General features: G+C 42.1%; 17 protein-coding genes and 1 pseudogene. 11 read left to right on the top strand and 7 right to left on the bottom strand.

The window, feature by feature from the left end; translation table 11 throughout:
- Positions 1-10 precede the first annotated feature (10 nt).
- The 5 genes from HWQ40_RS02520 (at position 11) to HWQ40_RS02500 (ending at position 4,538) form a co-directional block, all read left to right on the top strand.
- A complete protein-coding gene (locus tag HWQ40_RS02520; RefSeq protein WP_292774929.1) occupies positions 11-982 on the top strand; it encodes a DUF362 domain-containing protein in 972 nt (323 codons plus the stop codon).
- A gap of 1,001 nt (positions 983-1,983) precedes the next feature.
- Entirely contained in the window at positions 1,984-2,169 is a 186-nt protein-coding gene (locus HWQ40_RS02515; RefSeq protein WP_094349221.1) for a hypothetical protein, read from the top strand.
- 430 nt (positions 2,170-2,599) lie between these two features.
- On the top strand, positions 2,600-3,112 hold the full coding sequence (locus HWQ40_RS02510; protein ID WP_292774781.1) for an inorganic diphosphatase: 513 nt from the start codon (positions 2,600-2,602) through the stop codon (positions 3,110-3,112).
- Positions 3,113-3,239: 127 nt separating this feature from the next.
- Positions 3,240-3,623, top strand: coding sequence for an aspartate 1-decarboxylase (gene panD, locus HWQ40_RS02505; RefSeq protein ID WP_292723737.1), 384 nt, complete (start codon positions 3,240-3,242; stop codon positions 3,621-3,623).
- A 12-nt stretch (positions 3,624-3,635) separates the two neighbouring features.
- Positions 3,636-4,538 carry an MBL fold metallo-hydrolase gene (locus HWQ40_RS02500; protein WP_292774780.1) on the top strand — a complete coding sequence of 301 codons (903 nt, stop codon included), beginning with the start codon at positions 3,636-3,638 and terminating at the stop codon, positions 4,536-4,538.
- A 719-nt stretch (positions 4,539-5,257) separates the two neighbouring features.
- Here the strand turns inward: HWQ40_RS02500 and HWQ40_RS02495 are convergent.
- The 4 genes from HWQ40_RS02495 to HWQ40_RS02480 are packed head-to-tail and all read right to left on the bottom strand — an operon-like array spanning position 5,258 to position 7,246.
- Positions 5,258-6,169, bottom strand: coding sequence for a metallophosphoesterase (locus tag HWQ40_RS02495; RefSeq protein WP_292774779.1), 912 nt, complete (start codon positions 6,167-6,169; stop codon positions 5,258-5,260).
- Between the two features lie 14 nt (positions 6,170-6,183).
- Positions 6,184-6,591 (bottom strand): cupredoxin family copper-binding protein, encoded by a 408-nt coding sequence (locus tag HWQ40_RS02490; RefSeq protein ID WP_292774778.1) that lies wholly within the window; start codon positions 6,589-6,591, stop codon positions 6,184-6,186.
- Positions 6,588-6,881 (bottom strand): peptidase, encoded by a 294-nt coding sequence (locus HWQ40_RS02485; RefSeq protein ID WP_366933891.1) that lies wholly within the window; start codon positions 6,879-6,881, stop codon positions 6,588-6,590. The genes HWQ40_RS02490 and HWQ40_RS02485 overlap by 4 nt, the downstream gene beginning before the upstream one ends.
- A gap of 8 nt (positions 6,882-6,889) precedes the next feature.
- Positions 6,890-7,246: a hypothetical protein gene (locus HWQ40_RS02480; protein ID WP_292774777.1), complete on the bottom strand. Its 357-nt coding sequence runs from the start codon at positions 7,244-7,246 to the stop codon at positions 6,890-6,892.
- Positions 7,247-7,725: 479 nt separating this feature from the next.
- Here HWQ40_RS02480 and HWQ40_RS02475 point away from each other — a divergent pair, with 479 nt between their 5' ends.
- Together HWQ40_RS02475 and HWQ40_RS02470 are read left to right on the top strand one after the other, a co-directional pair.
- Positions 7,726-8,400: a sigma-70 family RNA polymerase sigma factor gene (locus tag HWQ40_RS02475; RefSeq protein ID WP_292774776.1), complete on the top strand. Its 675-nt coding sequence runs from the start codon at positions 7,726-7,728 to the stop codon at positions 8,398-8,400.
- Positions 8,401-8,404: 4 nt separating this feature from the next.
- The gene (locus HWQ40_RS02470) at positions 8,405-9,139 is read left to right on the top strand and encodes an anti-sigma factor (protein WP_292774775.1); all 735 of its coding nucleotides are present in this window, start codon (positions 8,405-8,407) and stop codon (positions 9,137-9,139) included.
- 714 nt (positions 9,140-9,853) lie between these two features.
- Here HWQ40_RS02470 and HWQ40_RS02465 read toward each other — a convergent pair.
- The 3 genes from HWQ40_RS02465 to HWQ40_RS02455 all read right to left on the bottom strand — a co-directional run bounded on the left by HWQ40_RS02465 (position 9,854) and on the right by HWQ40_RS02455 (position 14,521).
- Complete coding sequence (locus tag HWQ40_RS02465) at positions 9,854-11,068, bottom strand: HhoA/HhoB/HtrA family serine endopeptidase (RefSeq protein WP_292774774.1); 1,215 nt, start codon at positions 11,066-11,068, stop codon at positions 9,854-9,856.
- 267 nt (positions 11,069-11,335) lie between these two features.
- Complete coding sequence (locus HWQ40_RS02460) at positions 11,336-12,658, bottom strand: D-alanyl-D-alanine carboxypeptidase (protein ID WP_292774773.1); 1,323 nt, start codon at positions 12,656-12,658, stop codon at positions 11,336-11,338.
- Between the two features lie 792 nt (positions 12,659-13,450).
- Entirely contained in the window at positions 13,451-14,521 is a 1,071-nt protein-coding gene (locus HWQ40_RS02455; RefSeq protein WP_292774772.1) for an LOG family protein, read from the bottom strand.
- A gap of 677 nt (positions 14,522-15,198) precedes the next feature.
- On the opposite strand from HWQ40_RS02455, the gene HWQ40_RS02450 reads away from it, so the two are divergent.
- The 4 genes and pseudogenes from HWQ40_RS02450 (at position 15,199) to HWQ40_RS02435 (ending at position 19,213) form a co-directional block, all read left to right on the top strand.
- Entirely contained in the window at positions 15,199-15,990 is a 792-nt protein-coding gene (locus HWQ40_RS02450) for a GNAT family N-acyltransferase (protein ID WP_292774771.1), read from the top strand.
- A 491-nt stretch (positions 15,991-16,481) separates the two neighbouring features.
- The gene (locus tag HWQ40_RS02445; RefSeq protein ID WP_292774769.1) at positions 16,482-18,161 is read left to right on the top strand and encodes a glycosyltransferase family 39 protein; all 1,680 of its coding nucleotides are present in this window, start codon (positions 16,482-16,484) and stop codon (positions 18,159-18,161) included.
- A 152-nt stretch (positions 18,162-18,313) separates the two neighbouring features.
- Positions 18,314-18,508: pseudogene (locus tag HWQ40_RS02440) on the top strand (hypothetical protein); the annotation flags it as partial.
- Positions 18,509-18,787: 279 nt separating this feature from the next.
- A complete protein-coding gene (locus tag HWQ40_RS02435; RefSeq protein ID WP_366933890.1) occupies positions 18,788-19,213 on the top strand; it encodes a glycosyltransferase family 39 protein in 426 nt (141 codons plus the stop codon).
- Positions 19,214-19,699 lie beyond the last annotated feature (486 nt).

Here is a 19,699-nt window from a genome sequence, read left to right as displayed (position 1 = left end):
CCATCTATCCATGCAGACTCAAAAACCAGCTGTTAGTCTCATTCGGGCTACATCCTACGAACGAGAGGCTTTACGGGAATCTTTAGTGATTCTCCTGCAACCTTTTGGAGGAATAGCAGCGTTTGTAAAAAAAGGCGATCGCGTTTTACTCAAACCGAATCTACTTACAGGATCGCGTCCTGGTAAAGAGTGTATCACCCGTGCCGAACTAGTTTATGAAGTTGCCCAAATGGTAATTGAGGTTGGCGGTAAGCCATTTTTGGGCGATAGTCCTGCTTTTGGTAGTGCCAAGGGCGTAGCAGTAGCAAATGGCTATCTGCCTATTTTAGAAGAACTCAATCTTCCTATCATCGATTTTCACGGTCAGCATTACCAAACCGTCAGTGACAATTTTAACCATCTGCGACTGTCTAAAGAAGCAATGGAAGCAGACGTAGTGATTAACTTACCCAAAGTGAAATCACATGCCCAGTTGACATTAACACTGGGCGTAAAAAACCTGTTTGGTTGTGTCCCCGGCAAAATGAAAGCTTGGTGGCACATGGAAGCGGGAAAAGACGCAAATAGATTTGGTGAAATGTTAGTAGAAACTGCCAGAGCGATTAACCCTGACTTAACCATATTAGATGGTATCATCGGTCATGAAGGTAATGGCCCCAGCAACGGGGAACCTCGCCAACTGGGCATTTTAGCAGCCGCATCAGATATATTTGCCTTAGATCGGGCAATGGTAGAAATCCTCAATGTTTCTCCTGAACAAGTGCCCACAGTTGCAGCTTCTCAAAGGCTAGGAGTTTGTCCAGAACTTGCTGCCATAGAGTTTCCGCATTTTAATCCTGACTTATTAAAAATAGAAGATTGGCGGCTACCAGACAAGTTAATGCCTATTGATTTTGGTATGCCCCGCGTAATTAAGTCTACGTTTAAGCATCTTTACACCCGATTTATCAAGGAACCAATCAGTGTTTATGGAAGGGAGTAGGGAGATGAAGAAGCAGGGGAGCAGGGGAGGCAGGGGAGAATAATTAATCTCCAATGCCCAATGCCCAATGCCCAATTTAGTGCAAACGTCGTTACAGCAATTTCATTTATTAGCAGAGTAATCTGTAATTACCCTCCGATTGCTTAACCAAACCGCCCTATTATATTTAGTGGCGGTTTTTTTAGCTGATTAATTTGTTATACAATTTTTCGTCTTAGATTTTAATTTATCCAAAAGTTATACGGATTTAGATCTGGAAATTGGGATTAGGTTTTTTGTTCAGATATGAGGAAAGTTTGGTAATAACCCACTAAATGTCTACGCCAGCTTCTAAAACTTTTTTACTCTACCTTTATATAGATTGACAAAATTGCTGTGATATTACACAGATTGCAAAATTAAAATTCTTGAATATTTGTTTAGTGATATCACTGAATCCATTCTGCCTTATACAGTTGATGTATCTGTATTTATTCGGTAGTTATCATTAGTTACAAAAATCATTCCTACCTATTTCTTCTCTGGTGTCAAATATTTTTGTGTATAACTACCATATAACAATCAAAAGCACTGAGAGATATTCAGTGCAATTGCGGTTTTGTGTCCTGTATCACAAATTGGCAATTCCAGTAAAATGACCTTATCAAAGGCGTTTTAAGATGTTATAATCATGAAGTATCGGACAAATATGTTTTGCTAATTAATCTTTAATCAGCGAAAAAATGTAACTTATGATGCTGTCAAAGTTGGCTTTGCGTATGCAACCCGTTACACCATACAGGGAAACATCTGAAAATATTAATTACAAAATAAAAGATGATTTGTTTAGTTGTAACTTTGTATTAAGAAGCCCATGTATAAAAAGGCTACTATGACAGTTGTAGAACTGGTTTAAATTGTAGAATGCTACACATTTTACAGTTTAAAAATAGCTAAAATAGCATTAATACTCTCACTCAGAGAGTAAACCTACACAGTGTTACGAAGAACTTCAATTTTGTATGAATTCAAATAGCCAGTCTGCCAATGCCGATACATATTCCCAACGTTTGGCAGACATTGTGGGAACTGCGATCGCTCTGTTGACTCTTACCCTACCCGTATTTGTCATCGCCCACTATTCTTCAACTAATGTTCAAAATAACCAGCAACCTCTGATCCAAAACATACAAGGAAATCAAGATTGATCGAGCTTCCCAGTCGCATTTCCTCATGAGGATATCTACAAAAAAGCAGAACGCTGATTTTGAGGCAATCTCTGTAGATATCGGTGTAGTTCGTCAAGCATAAGCTAAGTCTGGATTGTGTGACTCCAGATTTCAGTTGTCTTAACAAAGTTAGGATAAAAATTCCTCTAACAGCAATTAAGGGCAGAGGATATCCATAATACCCTCTTGGAAAAAGCGTTACGAAGTTTGCTCGTAACGCTTTTTCTATTTTTTGGCTAATTCAAGGGAATAGGTTAGAGGTTATAGGTTACAGCTGAAAGTTTCTTCGCAGTCCCCTATGCCATAGAACAAATACCTTGGGAAGAGATCCATATTGCCCTAAAATTCTACACGGGGAGCGAAGCTGACTGAGTGTCCCCATAATTTACCGTTATCAGAGGAGTTTTTTGTGGACTTATCTCGTATTCCTGCCCAACCGAAACCGGGTCTAATCAACGTTCTGATTGAAATTACTGGCGGAAGTAAAAATAAATATGAATACGACAAGGAACTAGAAGCTTTTGCTCTAGACCGAGTACTTTATTCCTCGGTACAATATCCTTATGACTACGGCTTTGTACCCAATACTTTGGCTGATGATGGCGATCCCCTAGATGGTATGGTCATAATTGACGAGCCGACCTTTCCAGGTTGTGTTATTGCTGCGCGACCAATTGGCTTTTTGGAGATGATTGACGGTGGCGATCGCGATGAAAAAATCCTTTGTGTTCCTGACAAAGATCCGCGCTACACTCAAGTAAAATCCCTGAAAGACTTAGCACCACACCGCTTAGATGAAATTGCTGAATTTTTCCGTAGTTATAAAAATTTGGAAAAAAAGGTGACTGAAATTCTCGGTTGGCAAGATGTAGACAAGGTTGCAGCTTTAGTAGAAAAATCCGTCAAAGCTTATAGAGGATAATAGAGGAGTTAAGAGTTAGGAGTTAGGAGTTAGGAGTTAAGAGTTATGAATTTTTATTCCTAACTCTTCACTTTGATAACTTTCGCTTGTTACGGATCGCAAAAACTGCCACCAAACCCAAACCAGAATGCAGCGTACTCTCCTTTTGGCAAAAATTCATAACTGCACCCTTACAGGGGCGAATATCAACTACGTAGGTAGTATCAGCATTGATGAAATCCTTTTGGAAAAAGCTGGTATCTTACCTTATGAGCAGGTGCAAGTAGTTAATAGTGCCAACGGTCAGCGCTTTATTACTTATGCGATCCCCGCTCCAGCTCATTCAGGAATAATTGAGCTAAATGGAGGTGCGGCACGTCTAGGCATTATTGGCGATCGCTTGATTATAATGACTTACGGGCAGTTCACTCCAGAAGAGTTAAAAAGTTACTCTCCTACGGTAGTCATTGTGGACGAAAAAAACAGGCTGTTGGAAGTGCGGCGCTACGATGACCTGCTCAGTAAGGTCTAAATTTCAAGGAAAATGTCAAATTTTGAGTTGTCGGATTCCCAGAGCTACATAAGAGAAAAGTCATCTACCCTGCCAAGTAGCCCAGCAGGTGAATTTATCGTGCAATTCTGGGGTGTAAGAGGTTTGATTCCCACTCCCAGTAGCAATACTAGTCGTTATGGTGGTAATACCGCTTGTGTAGAAATACATGTAGCTGGAAAACGCTTGATTTTTGATGGCGGTACTGGCTTACGCATACTGGGTAAAACTTGGCAAGAACTGCAACAGCCACTAGAAGCCCATTTATTTTTTACCAACTGCCAATCGAACCGAATTCAAGGGTTTCCCTTTTTTGCTCCCGCATTTATTGGGGAAAATTGCTTCCATATTTACGGCACAGCTGCCTCAAATGGAGCCTCAATCAAACAATGTCTGTACGATCAGATGCTCCAGCCACACTTTCCTTACCCTTTACAGGTAATGCAGTCGGAATTGCAGTTTTACAATCTGACTCCAGAAAGTGACGTGAAGTTAGATGATGTCACCATTACAACTGCATTAATTAATCAAACTCAGCGGTCAGTTGGCTACCGAGTTACTTGGCAAGAGTATAGTGTTGCTTACATCACAGATTTGCACCAGAATGCCGATCAAGTGGAGCGAGAGCGGATTTTACAGTTCATTCAAGGCGTTGACTTGCTGATTGCCAATGCCACTTATACTCCGCCTACATCTCACAACCATGATTCTGCTGATTTACTCTGGCAAGCTGCGGTGAATGCAGCTCTGAGTGCTGGCGTTCAACGGCTAGCTATTTCTCATCATCACCCAGATGACCATGATGATTTTCTTGACCAGGTTCAAGTCGATATTAAATCTGCTTTTCCTCAAGCCATACTAGCCCATGAAGGTCTAGTATTAGCTGTTGGTAAGTGATTTAGAGTCGTTATAGCGATCGCCTAAGTTATGTTTAGGGTCATAGCCCTGACTGGGGAAGGAAGTTTCGCAGCACTGGTAGCCCTAAACCTTTACTACAAGTGATTGGCAGCCTTTATAAAAGAGCCGTTTTACCTGTTTTTCTGAGATCAGGCAGGCTTTTTTTTCAGAATATATGCTCTACTCTGTATCATCTAAACCCAAATTACACGATTGTCGGCTCAACGCCACATCAATATATATAGCCACTAATTACACGTATTGGCTCATTCGTGTAATCCTGGGAAAATATTCTCTTTAGGTAGAGAGTAAAAGTTGGTGAAACAGTATAGCCTTATAGGCATCATCGTGCCAATTTGGGAAAATTGGCACGATGATGCTGTAATCTTTGTACAGCAATAGTTTCCGCCAGTTTTTATTATGTGATATTTCATCAGATAGAGGCGTGACTTGAAGTTAGTTTTAAGAAACGTTGATAACTACGTTTCTTACTTTTAGACTGAAAACTAGTTTTAGAGAGTATTTCCAGAGCCTCAACGGCGCAACAACTCTGCGACGAAGTGGCTCAAGAGATTCCTTAACGTACAGTTTTCCCAAATTGGCACGGTGATGTCAAAGCTTGCTCCTAGAAAGTTCTTGCACTCGCTTCCTTGAGTTCTTCGGTTATATCCAAAAGCACCCTTGATGCGATCGCACCAGACAGTAGTTGAACTATATTTCTACAAGAGAGCATGTTGGTCAACTCTAGTATCTTTAAGGGAAATTACCTCAACTGTACGGAATCCGAGCACTGCCAAGAGATTATTTTCGCTTAGCTTGACTGGAGCAGGTTGATCACCGTGACCTGGAGCGGGAAGGGGATAGGCAGTCGCCGCAGCGGTGTGGAAGCGAATATTGCCTTCGCTGTGCTCAATCACTTGATGGATATGCCCCGTTAACACTGTGACCGATGCAAAACGAGATAGCAGTGAGAGCAACTTTGCCGAATCGGCAGTTGCCCATCCCCATTTGGGATAAAGGTCATATAGGGGAATATGGCTGAAAACAACTAGAGGTGTATCCTTTTTCTGCGCTGCCAAATCTTTGGAGAGCAAATCCAATTGCGCCTGACCTAGTTTGCCCGTACCAGTTGCCCCAAAATCCAGCACATTGGTCAAGGAGACAAAGTGGATTCCCGCCTGATCCCAAACCTGTAAGCCTTCTTTGACATCCTTGCGGTTAAAGGCTTCCTCGTAGGCTTTGCCGCGATCGCCAATCGTATCGTGTTCCCCTGGTAGGGTAAACAGTGGGACTTTCAATTGAGAAAGTAGTTGTTTGGCCCGATCAAATTCTTCTGGTTTAGACAAATGGGAGATATCTCCGGTGTGAATGACAAAGGCGGGTGGAGTGGGTAAGGCATTGATCGCATTGATCGTTTTCTGAAGTGTATCGGTCACGTGTTCATTTGCAGGTTTTTTGAAACCGATGTGCGTATCGCTAATTTGAACGAAGGAAAACGGTGAAGCCGTGGATGATTTTTGAGCATTTGGTTCTCCCACCTGACAGGCAGTTAATAAGCCATTTCCACCAACAGCCCATACAATGCCGAGTCCTGTCCAGCCTACGTGTTCAAGAAATTTTCTGCGTTCCATTGGTATTCCTCTGGTTAGTTTTTCTTATTTGTTACTGTCAACGTCCCTTTCATAAAGGGATGAACTGAGCAAATATAGGGATAAGTACCCGGTTTAGTGGCGGTGTAGTTCCAGGTTTGATTGGTATCCAGTGCTTTAGAGTTGAAAGTACCATCCGTAGCCGTAGCCGTGTGGGGTTCTTCATCGACATTGATAAATTGAACAGTTTTACCAACAGCGATCGCCAAATTCGCTGGCTCAAATTTGAAATTACGGATTTTGACTGTAGCATCGGCAGCTTGGTGGCTAGTTTGGGGTTGCTCTTTCATCACCATTGGTTGGCTAGTCGTTGTCTTAGGGTTCGGACTACAGGATGACAACGACAACAGGATGACCACAAAGGCGCTGGCGATCGCTATGAAAAAATAAGAAATGTATTTCATGGGCGTTCTTCCATCCGCTTTGGTTGACGGCGTTTAGCAAACAGTCCAGTCATGCTCACTCCGGTAGCCACTAAGCCAATTAGACCTAGCCCATTTAAAACTGGCACAATGGCATCGAGTTTGAAGATTTGCAAGGTGTGAACAGTGATTAAAAATCCAGCCAGCTCTTCTTGATGCAACCATCTGTCGGCGATGGCAATGCTAATACCAGTCAGAGCAGTAAAGAGTAATGGCAAACAAAAGAGTGTGGCAATTAGCCGATGGTACTTGCGAAATGTGTTTTTCATCATCTTAATTTTTAGTCTTGTGTAAATCCTTGCAGTTGATCTTCAAGGTTATGGCGATAGCCTCGATCGCTTAGTGTTTGCTCAGGTAGTCGATTCGCTTTAACAGCAGCTTGAATAATGTCTTGAGCCGTGATTGTTCCAGAAGCGATCGCTGACATCAATGCACCATTGCTGGGAATGCCTTGGTCTTTTAAGTAACCTTGATACGCTAGAGAAGCCAGATTAAACGAATTAAGCTGGTTTTTAGAAGGTTGCTTTGCCACGTAGGGATTGAAGCTGGTTGGTGCGGTTTGGGTCTGCGCCCCAGCAGGCAAAATGGCGGCAAACAGCAGCAGTGTTGTTAACAGCGCAGAAATAGAGCGTCGCATAGAATTACCTCTGAGATTAGTTGTTTGGCTACAGCGGTTTTACTGACCTTCAATGCTGAGATGCAGCACAAACTTTCAGACAATTTGGTCGAATCCAAACTGCCAAAGAAGGGCGTTGCAAATTGACGATATAAATTTCGTCGGGACATTGCAGTGCAATGGCCAGTGTTAAAAGCTGTAGGAGTGGGTAGGTAAGCAATTAGCCTGATTTCAGGAATTTAGTTGCAACTGATGCCTGGAAAGAATGCTAACTGGGTTACTTACTTGTCTCTACCTTTAAGACGACTGAGAAGCAATTTTGGATTTAAACTTTTCAAATGCTTTGCTAGACTGCTGTTCGCGGTTCGTTCGGTTTGGGGTGCGAGTTAATCACAACGAAATAACCGACTTCTAAAAAATTTCGACGCTAGACTCATCCAATTAGCTTCACCAATCGTTTTAGAGATGAAAGTAAGTTTGCTCTATGCTTAAAAAAAGTTGTGAAATTAGGATTGGCACTCACGTTGCAAGATGCATTGGGCATTTTTGCAGAAAAATTAGCCCCGGTCTGTTCACCTGAATCTATGGATTTAAGTTCTCCCGATCGCCATTCATCAGAACCGTCATCGAAGAGCGATGCCGTACTCTTGGACGATCTAGAGGCAAAGCAGCCAGCAGCGTTAGGGTGTCTTTACGATCGCTATGGCAGTGTGGTGTATGGAGTGGCGCTGAAAGTTTTGCAAAGCCAGCCAGAAGCCGAAGACCTGACCCAAGAAATTTTTCTGTCGCTATGGCAGCGTCCGGTTGACTCTGCTAAACACGGTCATTTGATGCGCTACCTGATTGCCATGACTCGATCGCGGGCGATCGACAAATTGCGATCGCGCAGTCGCACCCTTAATTTGGTGCAACGTTGGGGGCAGAACGTCACTACTGCACCCCCCGCGCCTACTCCGGTTGAGCAAGCTGTTTTAAATGAGCGATCGCAGCAAGTACGGCAGGCATTGACCCAGCTTAACGATCAGCAACGACAGGTGATTGAACTGGCGTATGATGCCGGACTGAGCCAATCAGAAATTGCCCAACAACTGCATAAACCCCTGGGAAGCGTGAAAAGCTGGACTCGCCAGGGACTTCTGAAACTGAAGCAAATTTTACAACACTCCATTGACTAAGGTTATGACTGAACCCCTTACTCCTCAAGCAATCGAAACCTTGGCAGCAGGCTATGTCGTGGGCGACCTCGATCGCGCCGAAGCAGAAGTTTTCGAGCAACTGCTGGCAGAAAATCCAGCATTAGTAGCAGAAGTGAAGCGGCTTCAGGCAACCTTAGACCAGGTTGTTTACAGCTTAAACAGCGTGGAACCGCCTCATAATCTCCAAGGAGCTATCCTGGCTGCCGCTACCACTACTTTCCAACCCTCCCAGCACAAACCGTCTCGGCTCCTCTGGCCCATCGTCATGGGTAGTGTCGCGGCACTCCTGATTCTGTATTTAGGAGTAGATAACTATCGCTTGCGACAGGATTTGGGCATGGCTCAAGACATCAATACCCTACTGCAACAGTCCCAGACGCAACTTTTCTCTCTCAAGGCTGTGAAGGTATCGGATACTGCTGCGGGTAGCTTTGTTGTGAATCTAGGACAACGGCAAGGAATTCTAGCCGTGCAAAATCTGGTGGCTCCACCCACAGGTAAGGTCTATCGACTTTGGGCGATCGCTGATGGCGAAAAAATTCCCTGTGGCACTGTGAAAATTAATCCCCAGGGAAAGGTGTTAGATAAATTCTGGATGCCTGCCGACTTTTATGACACAGGTATCTCTGGATTATTCGTGACGTTGGAATCCTCTGAAACTAGCCGTTATCCCACTGGAACTATCGTGATGCAGAGTAAATCATCTACCCAGATATAACCTCAGCAACTCATGAGCTATCCCGGATGCGGTCTTGGCAGCGCGCCGTGGTATGCAATGGGGAATTCTAATCGCTGGGTTCTGGTTAATTGAAGTCGTTGCGGAAATTTGGCTGATCTGCATCGTATCGTGGTTCGGTTTTGCACATTAGGCTCCAAAATACAAAGCTTTTCTCAAGCACAGTTAGCTGCAACAGAGCTATAGCGTTGCGTGGCATTGGTTGTGACCGCACGCAGCTGACTACAACTAACTCTGTGTGCCTAGCAACTGAGCGTACTCATTTTTTGAGCATCTCCTTTTAATCAGGCTACCTTGTTTAGTAGAGAGACTCAATGCCCAACGTCACATTAATATATATAGTTATTAGTTACACGTATGGGCTATTACGTGTAATAAGTGACCGAAAGTATTCTAACTCCGTTAGCTCCCCCAATGCTTAGGTGTAGCCCGCCGTAGGCATCGCAACCCATCAATTCCAACTTATCAAAAGAGGAAACCAGTAGCACCGGAAACTGCGATGTGCGATCGCAGTTTCTATTCAAAGAGGATGTTTGAAAAGTCTAAATTGTTACTCGCCTTGGCTACTGGAAGTCGCGGCTACACGAGACTTTACCCACCTCCGTGGGTTAAAAACCTTTATAGACTACACGCGCTTTGGGCACAGCATTGCTGTGCCCTTACTATTCCACACAATTAAAATAGGCTATATTGCCCCTACGAAGCATTTTGCAACTCGGCTGTACGTACTGAAAGCTGCTCTGTCTTATTACCTCGTTGCACCTTCACCTGTAATACTTGACCAAGGCGACTATCTTCCACAACATTCTGCAATTGTTCAGCACTGGTAATTGCTTTACCATCAACTTGCAGAATTACATCCCCGCGTCGGATACCCGCAGATGCCGCTGGAGAATTGGGGACAACTCGCATGACAAAAACACCATTAATTTCTGGTATCTGAATAGGAGAGTTGGGATCGGTGTTATTTAGCTTGGCAAGATCGGGTGTCAAAGTTAGCATTTGCACACCTAGATAGGGGTGAGCAACTTTGCCATCACGTTGCAGTTGCTCGGCGATCGCTTTGGCTTTATCAATAGGAATGGCAAACCCAATACCCATTGCATCAGGGCGAATGGCTGTGTTAATACCAATTACTTCACCTTGACCATTCAATAGTGGCCCGCCAGAGTTACCAGGGTTAATGGCGGCATCTGTCTGAATGAAGTCTAAGCGTTTGTCACTAATGCCGACTTGGGCGCTGGAACGTTTGAGGGTACTGATAATTCCCAAGGTAACAGTATTATCGAATCCCAAAGGATTACCGACTGCGATCGCCCAGTCTCCTACTTGGACATTGGTGGAAGAACCCAAGGGCGCGACTGGTAAATCGTTACCAGCGTTAATCTTGACTACTGCCAAATCTGTGACTTCATCAATACCCTGAACTTTTCCTTCAAAAGTGCGGCCATCTTTGAGTCGGACTGTTACTTTATCAGCCTTATCGACCACATGAGCATTAGTCAAAACTAACCCGCTCTTGTCAATAATGAAACCTGAGCCTAAACCACGTAACTGCTCAGAAGGCATCTGTTGGGAGAAACCGTCACCAAAAAACCGACGGAAAAAGGGATCTTCCATAAATGGATCGACGCGACGAGTAATTGTTCGCTCAGTATCAATACGGACAACTGCTGAACCAACACGATTCACTGCTGCTGTGACAAAGCTAGTGCTACCGATCGCAGCACTAGCTGGTGATTGCCGTTGAGCAATTAGATTTGAAGTATCTCCAGCAGTTATTGTGGGTGCTGGTTCGGCTTGGGAGGGTAACACCTGCAATGTGCTAACCGCTAGCACAACTCCTAGCGCGATCGCTAAAACATGAGTAGTGAGTTGACGTAAAGACCGAGATATTTTGGGAAATCGCATAATCACAACCTAATTTATAAGCCTAATTGTTGCTCAGTCGTGACAAATCTATTTACAGTTATTTTTATTTCAGGTTTCGCCTGCTCTTTCCACTACTGGGGTTAGGGCATTTTGCGAACTACCTGTAATCAACTTAATAGAAAATTTCACCCAAAAGCTATTATGGACATTTACCCTTTACAAGTTCGGTTTTTACCCATCAATAAAACTTTTAGATTGCTAATAAGATTAGTCTGCTCTCTGTTCTAACTCTAGACTATGGATCAACTAACTTTTGTATAAGATTTCATTCCGACTAGCTGCGCCTAGCTGAGGTAAAGAGTTGATGGCTGAGTGGGGAGTCAGGGCAATAGGAACGGTTGGAGGTAGTTGTAATTGTTTAACAACACTTTGCAAAAGTTGGTCTTGTCCAGTCCGCAAACCCCAGACATTTGTCCCACGGTTGATAATAGCAAACCAAACCAAACCGCGATCGCGTGTGGGCATCACTCCCGCTAAAGCGCTCACATCTCGGAGAGTACCAGTTTTGATCACAGTCGCCAGGGGAATGTGCCTAGTGTGTAGTGTCCCCCGATGATCGAATCCAGACATGGGGAACAAGTCAGCCAGATTCAGTTGATGGGCAGATGCCTCAGCTTGAATAGCCATAAACATGGCACAAACAGCCCTGGGGGAAATGCGATTTTCCGGCCCCAATCCAGAACCATTGATTAACTGAATTTCTACTTGTGGTACCCTCGCCAGGTTAGCAGCAGTTGATTGAACTACAGTTGCTCCCCCCACTGAGTCTGCCAGCATCTCTGCCATATCGTTGTTACTATAAACGTTCATTTCCTTGAGCAGTTGCTTCAAGGGCAATGAGCGATGACGCAGTAACAAAGTTTGTTGAGGGTTTGGTTGCGCCTCAACTTTCACCGCACCCGCAATTACAACTTGAGGCTTGGGCGTTCCCTTGGGCATGATTGAGTGTGTATAAATAGCGGGGCGTCCCCAAGTCGCACGATTTAGTGTTTGCTTGAGCATTAGACCGGCTAGCATTGGCTGACGTTGGAAATTCATCGCAAAACTGCCAGTAATAATCAAATTCCCCTTTACTTGCTTGATGCCCATTTGATTGAGAGTATTACCAAGAGCGATCGCTTCTTCCCAAACAAACAAAGGATCGCCACGGCCTGTAATCACCAAATCGCCCTGCACAACTCCATTTACCACTGGCCCAGTGACACTCACCAAAGTATCAAATTGGTAATCTGGCCCCCAAGTTTTCAAAGCAACTAGTGAAGTGGCTATTTTAGTTAAAGAAGCAGCCGGAAGAGGTGTCGTACCTTGGTGATTTGCCATCAGCATTGGTCCCGACTGCATCCAAATCCCCTGACTCTCAGCCAGATTTTGCGCTACCACTTTTGATGTGATCAGCTTTTTCAAATATTCCTGCACCGTAGTCGCCCCAGTTGGATTTGGATCGGGGGCAAGAACAAAGCCAGGGCTACTTTGCCAAGTTAGTGCATCTAAGGCATCTAGAGGTTTGATTTGTACCCCAGCCATTTCCAGCCAAAGCGACACCAAACCTGAACCCAATAATTCCAGCATTTTTTATTCCTCTGTTAGGATCTCAAGCGTTGTTTACTGTGCTAATATACAAGCTTTTTTAGAATAATCAGTATTGAGTCATAATAACTGCTGTTTTTCTCATCTGTAAGTAGGGTGAATCATATTGTTTTTGTGGCTTGCTTGGACAATGCCAAAATGCCTATTGCTCATGAAGACAGACACATGAAAATAAAAAATATTTTTGATCTGTGCAGATACTACGCCGTTAGCCTGATTCAGCAACTGGCGATGTCGACGACGGGCTGTGATGCTTGTACCCGTTACGGAGAAGCTAGCGTCTTCGTCAGGAGAAGACTCGCTCTAAGCGTACTCCTACGGAGAAGCAAGCTACGCGTAGCGTCTCTGAAAGAGAAAAGAAGGCTTTACGCTGCGCGATCGGTGACGCAATTCCATAAGCTTGAAACAAGGAAAGGGAAAGTAATTCAAAATTCTCCCCCTTTTTTTGCTTTAGGACTTACGCAAAAAGGCAGTGAAAGCCTTGATTTCCTGTAGGGGCAATTCATGAATCATTAGTGTCAACTTAGTATGAAAACCTGCCTAGAACCAGCTTTTAGATTGTCTCGTTCCCAGTCTCCGATTGGCAATGCCTGTCAAAAGAGGCTCCGCCTCAAGACTTGCGGCAGAGCCGCAATTGAAGAGCATTTCCAGTCGGAGACTGGAAACGAGATTTGAAAAGGGTTTTAGCTTAAGTTGACACCAATGGCTTTTCGGCCCACCCCACAAGATATTGAGAAAATTTTAATATGCAAATTTAGATGTGTTTTTGCTTACCTACTTTCTTTCTGGATGCGCTACATCCTCTGGTGAAGGAGTACCCATCCGGTTAATTGTGGCAATCATCTGATACAAGCGCCCCAAGTCGCGTTGATTGAAGTACAAAATGAGGCGAGGTAGTCCAACAGTTTCATCTTGTGCTTCTTGAGGTAATGCCTGACTTTTTTCAATCTTTCCTTGAATAATAATGTCACTAAAATCAGCATTAAGTTGTTCTAAAAGAGCGTCTGATATATCTGTCTTCAGGCGGATGACTAATTTATTGCCTACGTAGCGGCTGGAATGATAAACCTGGTAAAAACGGGTGATAGCATCACAAGCCACATCCAGGTTATCTGTCACCGTGTAAAGACTGGGGTCTTCAGGATTGACAAGACCATTTTGCACTAATTGCTTATCAATATATTCGCTCCAAGAGCGCCAGTAATCACCACCAGGGCGATCGATTAAAACTAAAGGTACTGGCCCAAATTTACCAGTTTGGCTTAATGTCATACATTCAAAAGCTTCATCTTGAGTACCAAAACCTCCTGGAAACAAGGCTACAGCATCACTTTCTTTGAGGAGAAACAGCTTGCGGGTAAAGAAATATTTGAAGTTAATTAGCTTGGGATCGCCCTGTATAAAAGGGTTTGCTTGCTGTTCAAAGGGTAACTGAATGTTTAATCCAAAGGAATTTTCTCGCCCAGCACCTTCATGACCAGCCTGCATGATTCCACCACCACCACCAGTCATCACCATAAATCCTAATTGAGAAATAGCGCGAGCAAACTCAAGAGCCATTTGGTATTCTGGTCTATCTGGCGCTAGACGAGCAGAACCAAAGATGGTAACTTTGCGAACGTGTCGGTAATCATAAAAAAGCTGGAAACCGCGCTCCATATCTGCTAATGCAGCCGATAATATTTTCCAATCGAGACGCTCAATTTCGGTATCAGCTAGACGAACAATAGTAGTAAGTGCTTGCAGAATAAATTGCCGATTTTTTAATGTCGGTAAACGAACGATCAATTCAGCGATATCCGCCTGTAAAGACTCTAATGTGTCAAACGACGCAGATGAGGTCATGAGAACTGCCGCAACAATGGCATTATATTTTACGTGAACTACTCACACTCTAGCAAGCGGGAATAGCCCTCTGATGTGCAGTTAGCAAATTCAGAACTGGTTTTGAAGCTGGAAATTCTAAAAATCTTTTTGATCAGGCTTGTTGCGATACTTCAACTATTGAACACCATAGCAAGTTCTCTCGGTCGAGCAATTGACATAACTTCCTCACTGAGGGTAATTGCTACCACAATATATATCAAGGTTTGTGTAAAATGGTATGACTTACATGCATAGCGTATATCAAAAGAAAATTTTGTATCTTATTGCCAGATTTTTTGGGAATTAATGTCCATAATAAAAGCACTCTAATCCTAATCGAAGAAAGTAAAAAAGCTCTCTAGACCACAATACCTTCAGTTAAACCTAAAATCCTTGGTAGAAACGCGAAATTGGACTGGGCAACTCTTGGAGACGCTATCGCGAACGCCCCGCTATCCTAACGTCCCGCTGCGCTAACGCGTCTTTACAGATCAAAAATCAGTACCAAAAATCCTGAACCCAAGCGTATTGCTCTAAAGGATCTTTTATCGAAAACCGTCTCAATTACACTTCGACACATTAATGCATAATGTGAACTATTTGTATAGTGCCTAAATCCTAGTAGAATATTTTCGCAAATCTAAGTAGGAAGATAGATGGAAGTTTCTGGACGCATCAATTACCCACTGAATCCTCCTCCCCCTCTTGAAGATTTTCCCGTCCTTCAAACTGAAAAATATACCCTACGGCTGGCTTCAACTGAAGAAGAATTAGAATCAATTTTTCGGTTGCGCTTTGAAGTTTTTAATCTTGAACTAGGTTTGGGATTTTCTGCTTCTAACTTTACCCAGATGGATATAGATAAGTTTGATGCGGTTTGCCATCATTTAATCCTAATCTCCAAACATACGGGTAAAACGATTGGAACTTATCGAATGCAAACCTATACGATGGCTTCTCAAAGACTAGGCTTTGATGCTGCCGATATATTTAATCTTAATGGAATTCCCAATTCTGTACTTCAGGCATCGGTTGAAGTTGGCCGTGCATGTATAGCTAAAGAATATCGCAATAGTCAGACACTTTTACTACTCTGGGAAGGGCTGGCAAATTATCTTATCTGGAGTAAAAACCAATATTTATTTGGCTGTGCATCATTACTAACACAATCTTCTGGGCAAGCTACTTGGGCTTATGATTATTTTCGGCAGAATAACTTGATGCATCCAAGTATTTTGGTTTATCCAAATTCACAATCTTGTCTAGAACTGACTCAAAATTGTCCAGATTCATCTAATGTTGAGATTCCGAAAATTTTGCAGGCATACTTGAATATTGGAGCTAAAATATGCAGTGTTCCAGCTATTGATCGACAGTTTAAGACCATTGATTTTTTAACTATATCTAATAGCAAAGACTTTGCTAGATGGTGTTACCAAGTATTGTAAAAATTCTCTTTTGTTCTAAGCTCGACTTTATCCATTTTTTGGCAACGCGATGCCTGCGGCAAGCCGCTAAAAAGCGTCTACGCTGCTAGCCATTTTCGGACTCCATTGAAAAATAATAGAGAAATTACGAATCCCGTCAAAAGTCAGTAACTACTGAAAGTTGCAGCTATAAAAACTAAGTCCGCCGACGCGGACTGGAAGAATAGGAATATTTATGATATTTTACTCCACATCTTCATCTCGGCTGTAAAACCAAGGTCAGTTTTGCCGTATTTGATACAACCTTGTGCAATTGTTTTCAGAGTTAATAGAAGAGAGATATTTATTTTCAATATTTCAAATCAGATGACTCTCACTCAAAGTACGGTTGGCGATGTCTGATGAACAGGTTCAGATATAATTACTAGCGATGTCTACGACAGGCGTAGCTGCGGCACTCATCCAGTGCGCCTGACTGGATTATTTTAGACAACTTCTTGGAAAAACTACTTATGCGCCATCTCAAATTTGCTCCGAGTTGGTTGCGATTTTTAATTATTTTCTTATTGGCGATGGGTATATTGTTTCGCTTTTCTAATCTTGATGGTAAAGTTTTCTGGCATGATGAAACTTATACCTTATTGCGAATTTCTGGTTATACAATTAATGAAGCTAAACAGCAACTTTTTAATAATCGTGTCATTGGCAAAGAAAGTTTTGCCCATTTTCAAGGTGCAAATCCAGAAAAAAGCTTAAATGACACAATTATGTCTTTGGCAAAACAAGATTCTCAGCATCCACCGTTATATTACATAATAGCCAGATTGTGGATGGAAGTCTTTGGGAATTCGGTGACGGCGATTAGAAGTTTATCTGCCTGCATTAGTTTGCTGGTTTTCCCTTGTGTTTATTGGCTATGTCGAGAATTATTTAATGTGCCATTATCGGTTCCTGGTGTTGCGATCGCACTCATGGCTATCTCTCCAATTCACCTAGTATACGCCCAAGAAGCACAAGAATATATTCTTTGGTTAGTCACCATTTTACTATCCAGTGCGTCTCTGCTACGAGCCATACGGCTAGAAGATGAGCTAGCACAAGAACGACAAAAACCAGATTTGTTCGCTATATGGAGCATTTATACAGTAACTTTAGCCATTAGTCTTTATACATTTCTTTGGAGTGCATTTGTAGCAGTTGCTCATGGAATTTATGTGATGATAAATGCCAAACTTCAGTTTACTGAAACCGTGAGAACATATCTGCTAGCATCACTGGTAGGTTTTTTAGCTTTCATGCCTTGGATAACAATTGTAATTGGTGACTTTTTTCAATTTTTAATTTCAGCAGATAAAACAACAACACAGTCATATTTAACACCTATATTTCCATTTTTGTTAATGCAGTTAAGCCGAATTTTTTTTGATATAAACCTTAAAGTAGAAAATCCTCTAGGCTATTTAATTGCACTAAGCTTTTCAATTTTGGTAGTATATTCAATTTATTTTCTTTGCCGAGCAACTAACTATAAAGTATGGTCTTTTATCATCACGTTAATTGTAGTACCAGCATTACCCCTAATACTGCCAGATTTAATTACTGGGAGTATACAATCGTCTACCGAAGCATATTTAATCCCATCTTATTTAGGAATCCAAGTAGCTGTTGCTTATTTACTAACTACGCAACTATATAATGGAAGCGTGTCACGCCGTAGCTTTTGGCACATAATCATGGCATTAGTGATTATTTGTGGTTTGATTTCTTCTAAGGTGAGTTCTCAGGCAGAAACTTGGTGGAATAAGGGTATGAATTCTGGCAATCCACAAGTTGCCCAAATCATTAATCAGAGTAATCGTCCACTTTTGATTAGTGATGCTTTCGGCAATAATTATGGTGATGTCTTTTCTTTAAGCTATCTTTTAGAACCAAAAGTGCGATTTCTGTTGGTGAACAATCAAAAAATTCCTAAAATTCCTGATGGATTTACTGATGTATTTTTACTTAATCCTTCAGAGACTTGGGGCAAAACAATAGAAAAAAAGTATAAATTCAAGACAGATATTGTTGATAGTGATAACTATTATTCAATCTGGAAATTAGCTAAAACTCGTAATTTGCGCCGACGTAATCTTTCACCTAATAATAAATTATCTGCCAAGCTATCAACTGGGCAAACAATTCTTCCATAACTGCCAACTTTTGAAAAGTTCCTTGTTGTACAGATCAGCCTCCTTGAAGAGTTCTTACAAAACATTCTACTAAACCCACTTTTCCCAGTTGATCAAACAAGTTATTTCGTTAAAGTAGATAATTGTTGTACAAGTTATTGTGAAATTTAGTTATGCGGCATCTCCAACTTGCTCCAAATAGGTTGCGGTTTATTATTGTCATGTTGTTAATGGTGGGTATATTTTTTCGTTTTTTTAACCTTGACCGTAAAGTTTACTGGCACGATGAGACTTTCACTTCATTGCGGATTTCTGGTTATACGGTAAATGAAGTCAAGCAGCAAATATTTAATGGTCGGATAATTAATAACTCCCGGTTCGCCCACTTTTTTTGGAGTTCGAGAAATTGTCAAAAATCAGAAAAATCTAGGTATCGTAATGGTTTTAGCGATTTCCCGAAATTCCCCTGAAATTATCACTCCGCTCTCAAAACTCTATTTTTATGCGATCGCATAACGTCGGGACGAGAGTACATTTGAATTACAGCTTAGAACCCTGATTGAATCGTTCAGCTTTTTCCTAACTCAATTTAAAATGGGCGAACCGGGAGTAATAAGGAAAGTTTTGCCAAATTCCAAAATTCCAATATGGAGAAAGGCTTAAGTGACACAATTATATCTTTGCAAGTAGACGATCCACAGTATCCACCACTGTATTATATACTCGCTTGGTTTTGGGTGGAAATCTTTGGCAATTCTGTGACGATAATCAGAAGTTTATCTGCCTTTATCAGCTTGTTAATTTTTCCCAGTATTTATTGGCTGTGTCGAGAATTATTTAAAGCATCGGCATGGGTATCTGAGGTTGCGATCGCACTTATGGCAATCTCCCCTATTCACTTAGTATACGCCCAAGAAGCACGAGAATATATTCTTTGGATAGTGACTGTATTACTATGCAGCGCTTCATTGCTACGAGCATTACGGTTGGAATCAAAAGATCAAGTACTACGTATATTAAATTGGGAAATGTATGCAGTCACTTTGGTGCTTAGTCTCTATAGATTTTGGTAAACGCTATTGGCAAAATAATCAACTTTTTATTCCTTTTGCTGCTAAATTGCATCATGCTTGTAACGATCCTTTTGTTTTTGATTTACTGATTCAAGATTTTCAGCAAAGATTTATCAATAACACTGATACATAGCCGGCGCACGGGAACTTCTAAAAGGAGAAGCTGGTTACGGATACAGAACTAACGGGAGCATATTCTCGATCAAATTTCAGAAGCGAGTAAATAATGAACCATGCCAAAATTCCAATTCCTACCAGCTACTGTTATCTGATTCACCATTGCTTGCAGTTGTGAATCTGGCTTCTACCGTGCAATATAAAACTGCCCTAGACGGAAGCTAGAGCAGTTTTTGATAGAAGTAAATTATATAAGGGACTTTTACTGTTGTCCCCAGTTTATCCATAGTAAATACCGTTATATAATACTATTCACCTCAAGTTTCGTACTTTACGCAAAAAACGAATAATCTTGAAGTTGGCATTACA

The organism is Nostoc sp. NMS9 (assembly GCF_017114995.1).
In the GTDB taxonomy this organism is placed as follows: domain Bacteria; phylum Cyanobacteriota; class Cyanobacteriia; order Cyanobacteriales; family Nostocaceae; genus Nostoc.
Note: the sequence above shows the minus strand (reverse complement) of the source record. Positions and strands in the feature narration are given on the sequence as shown.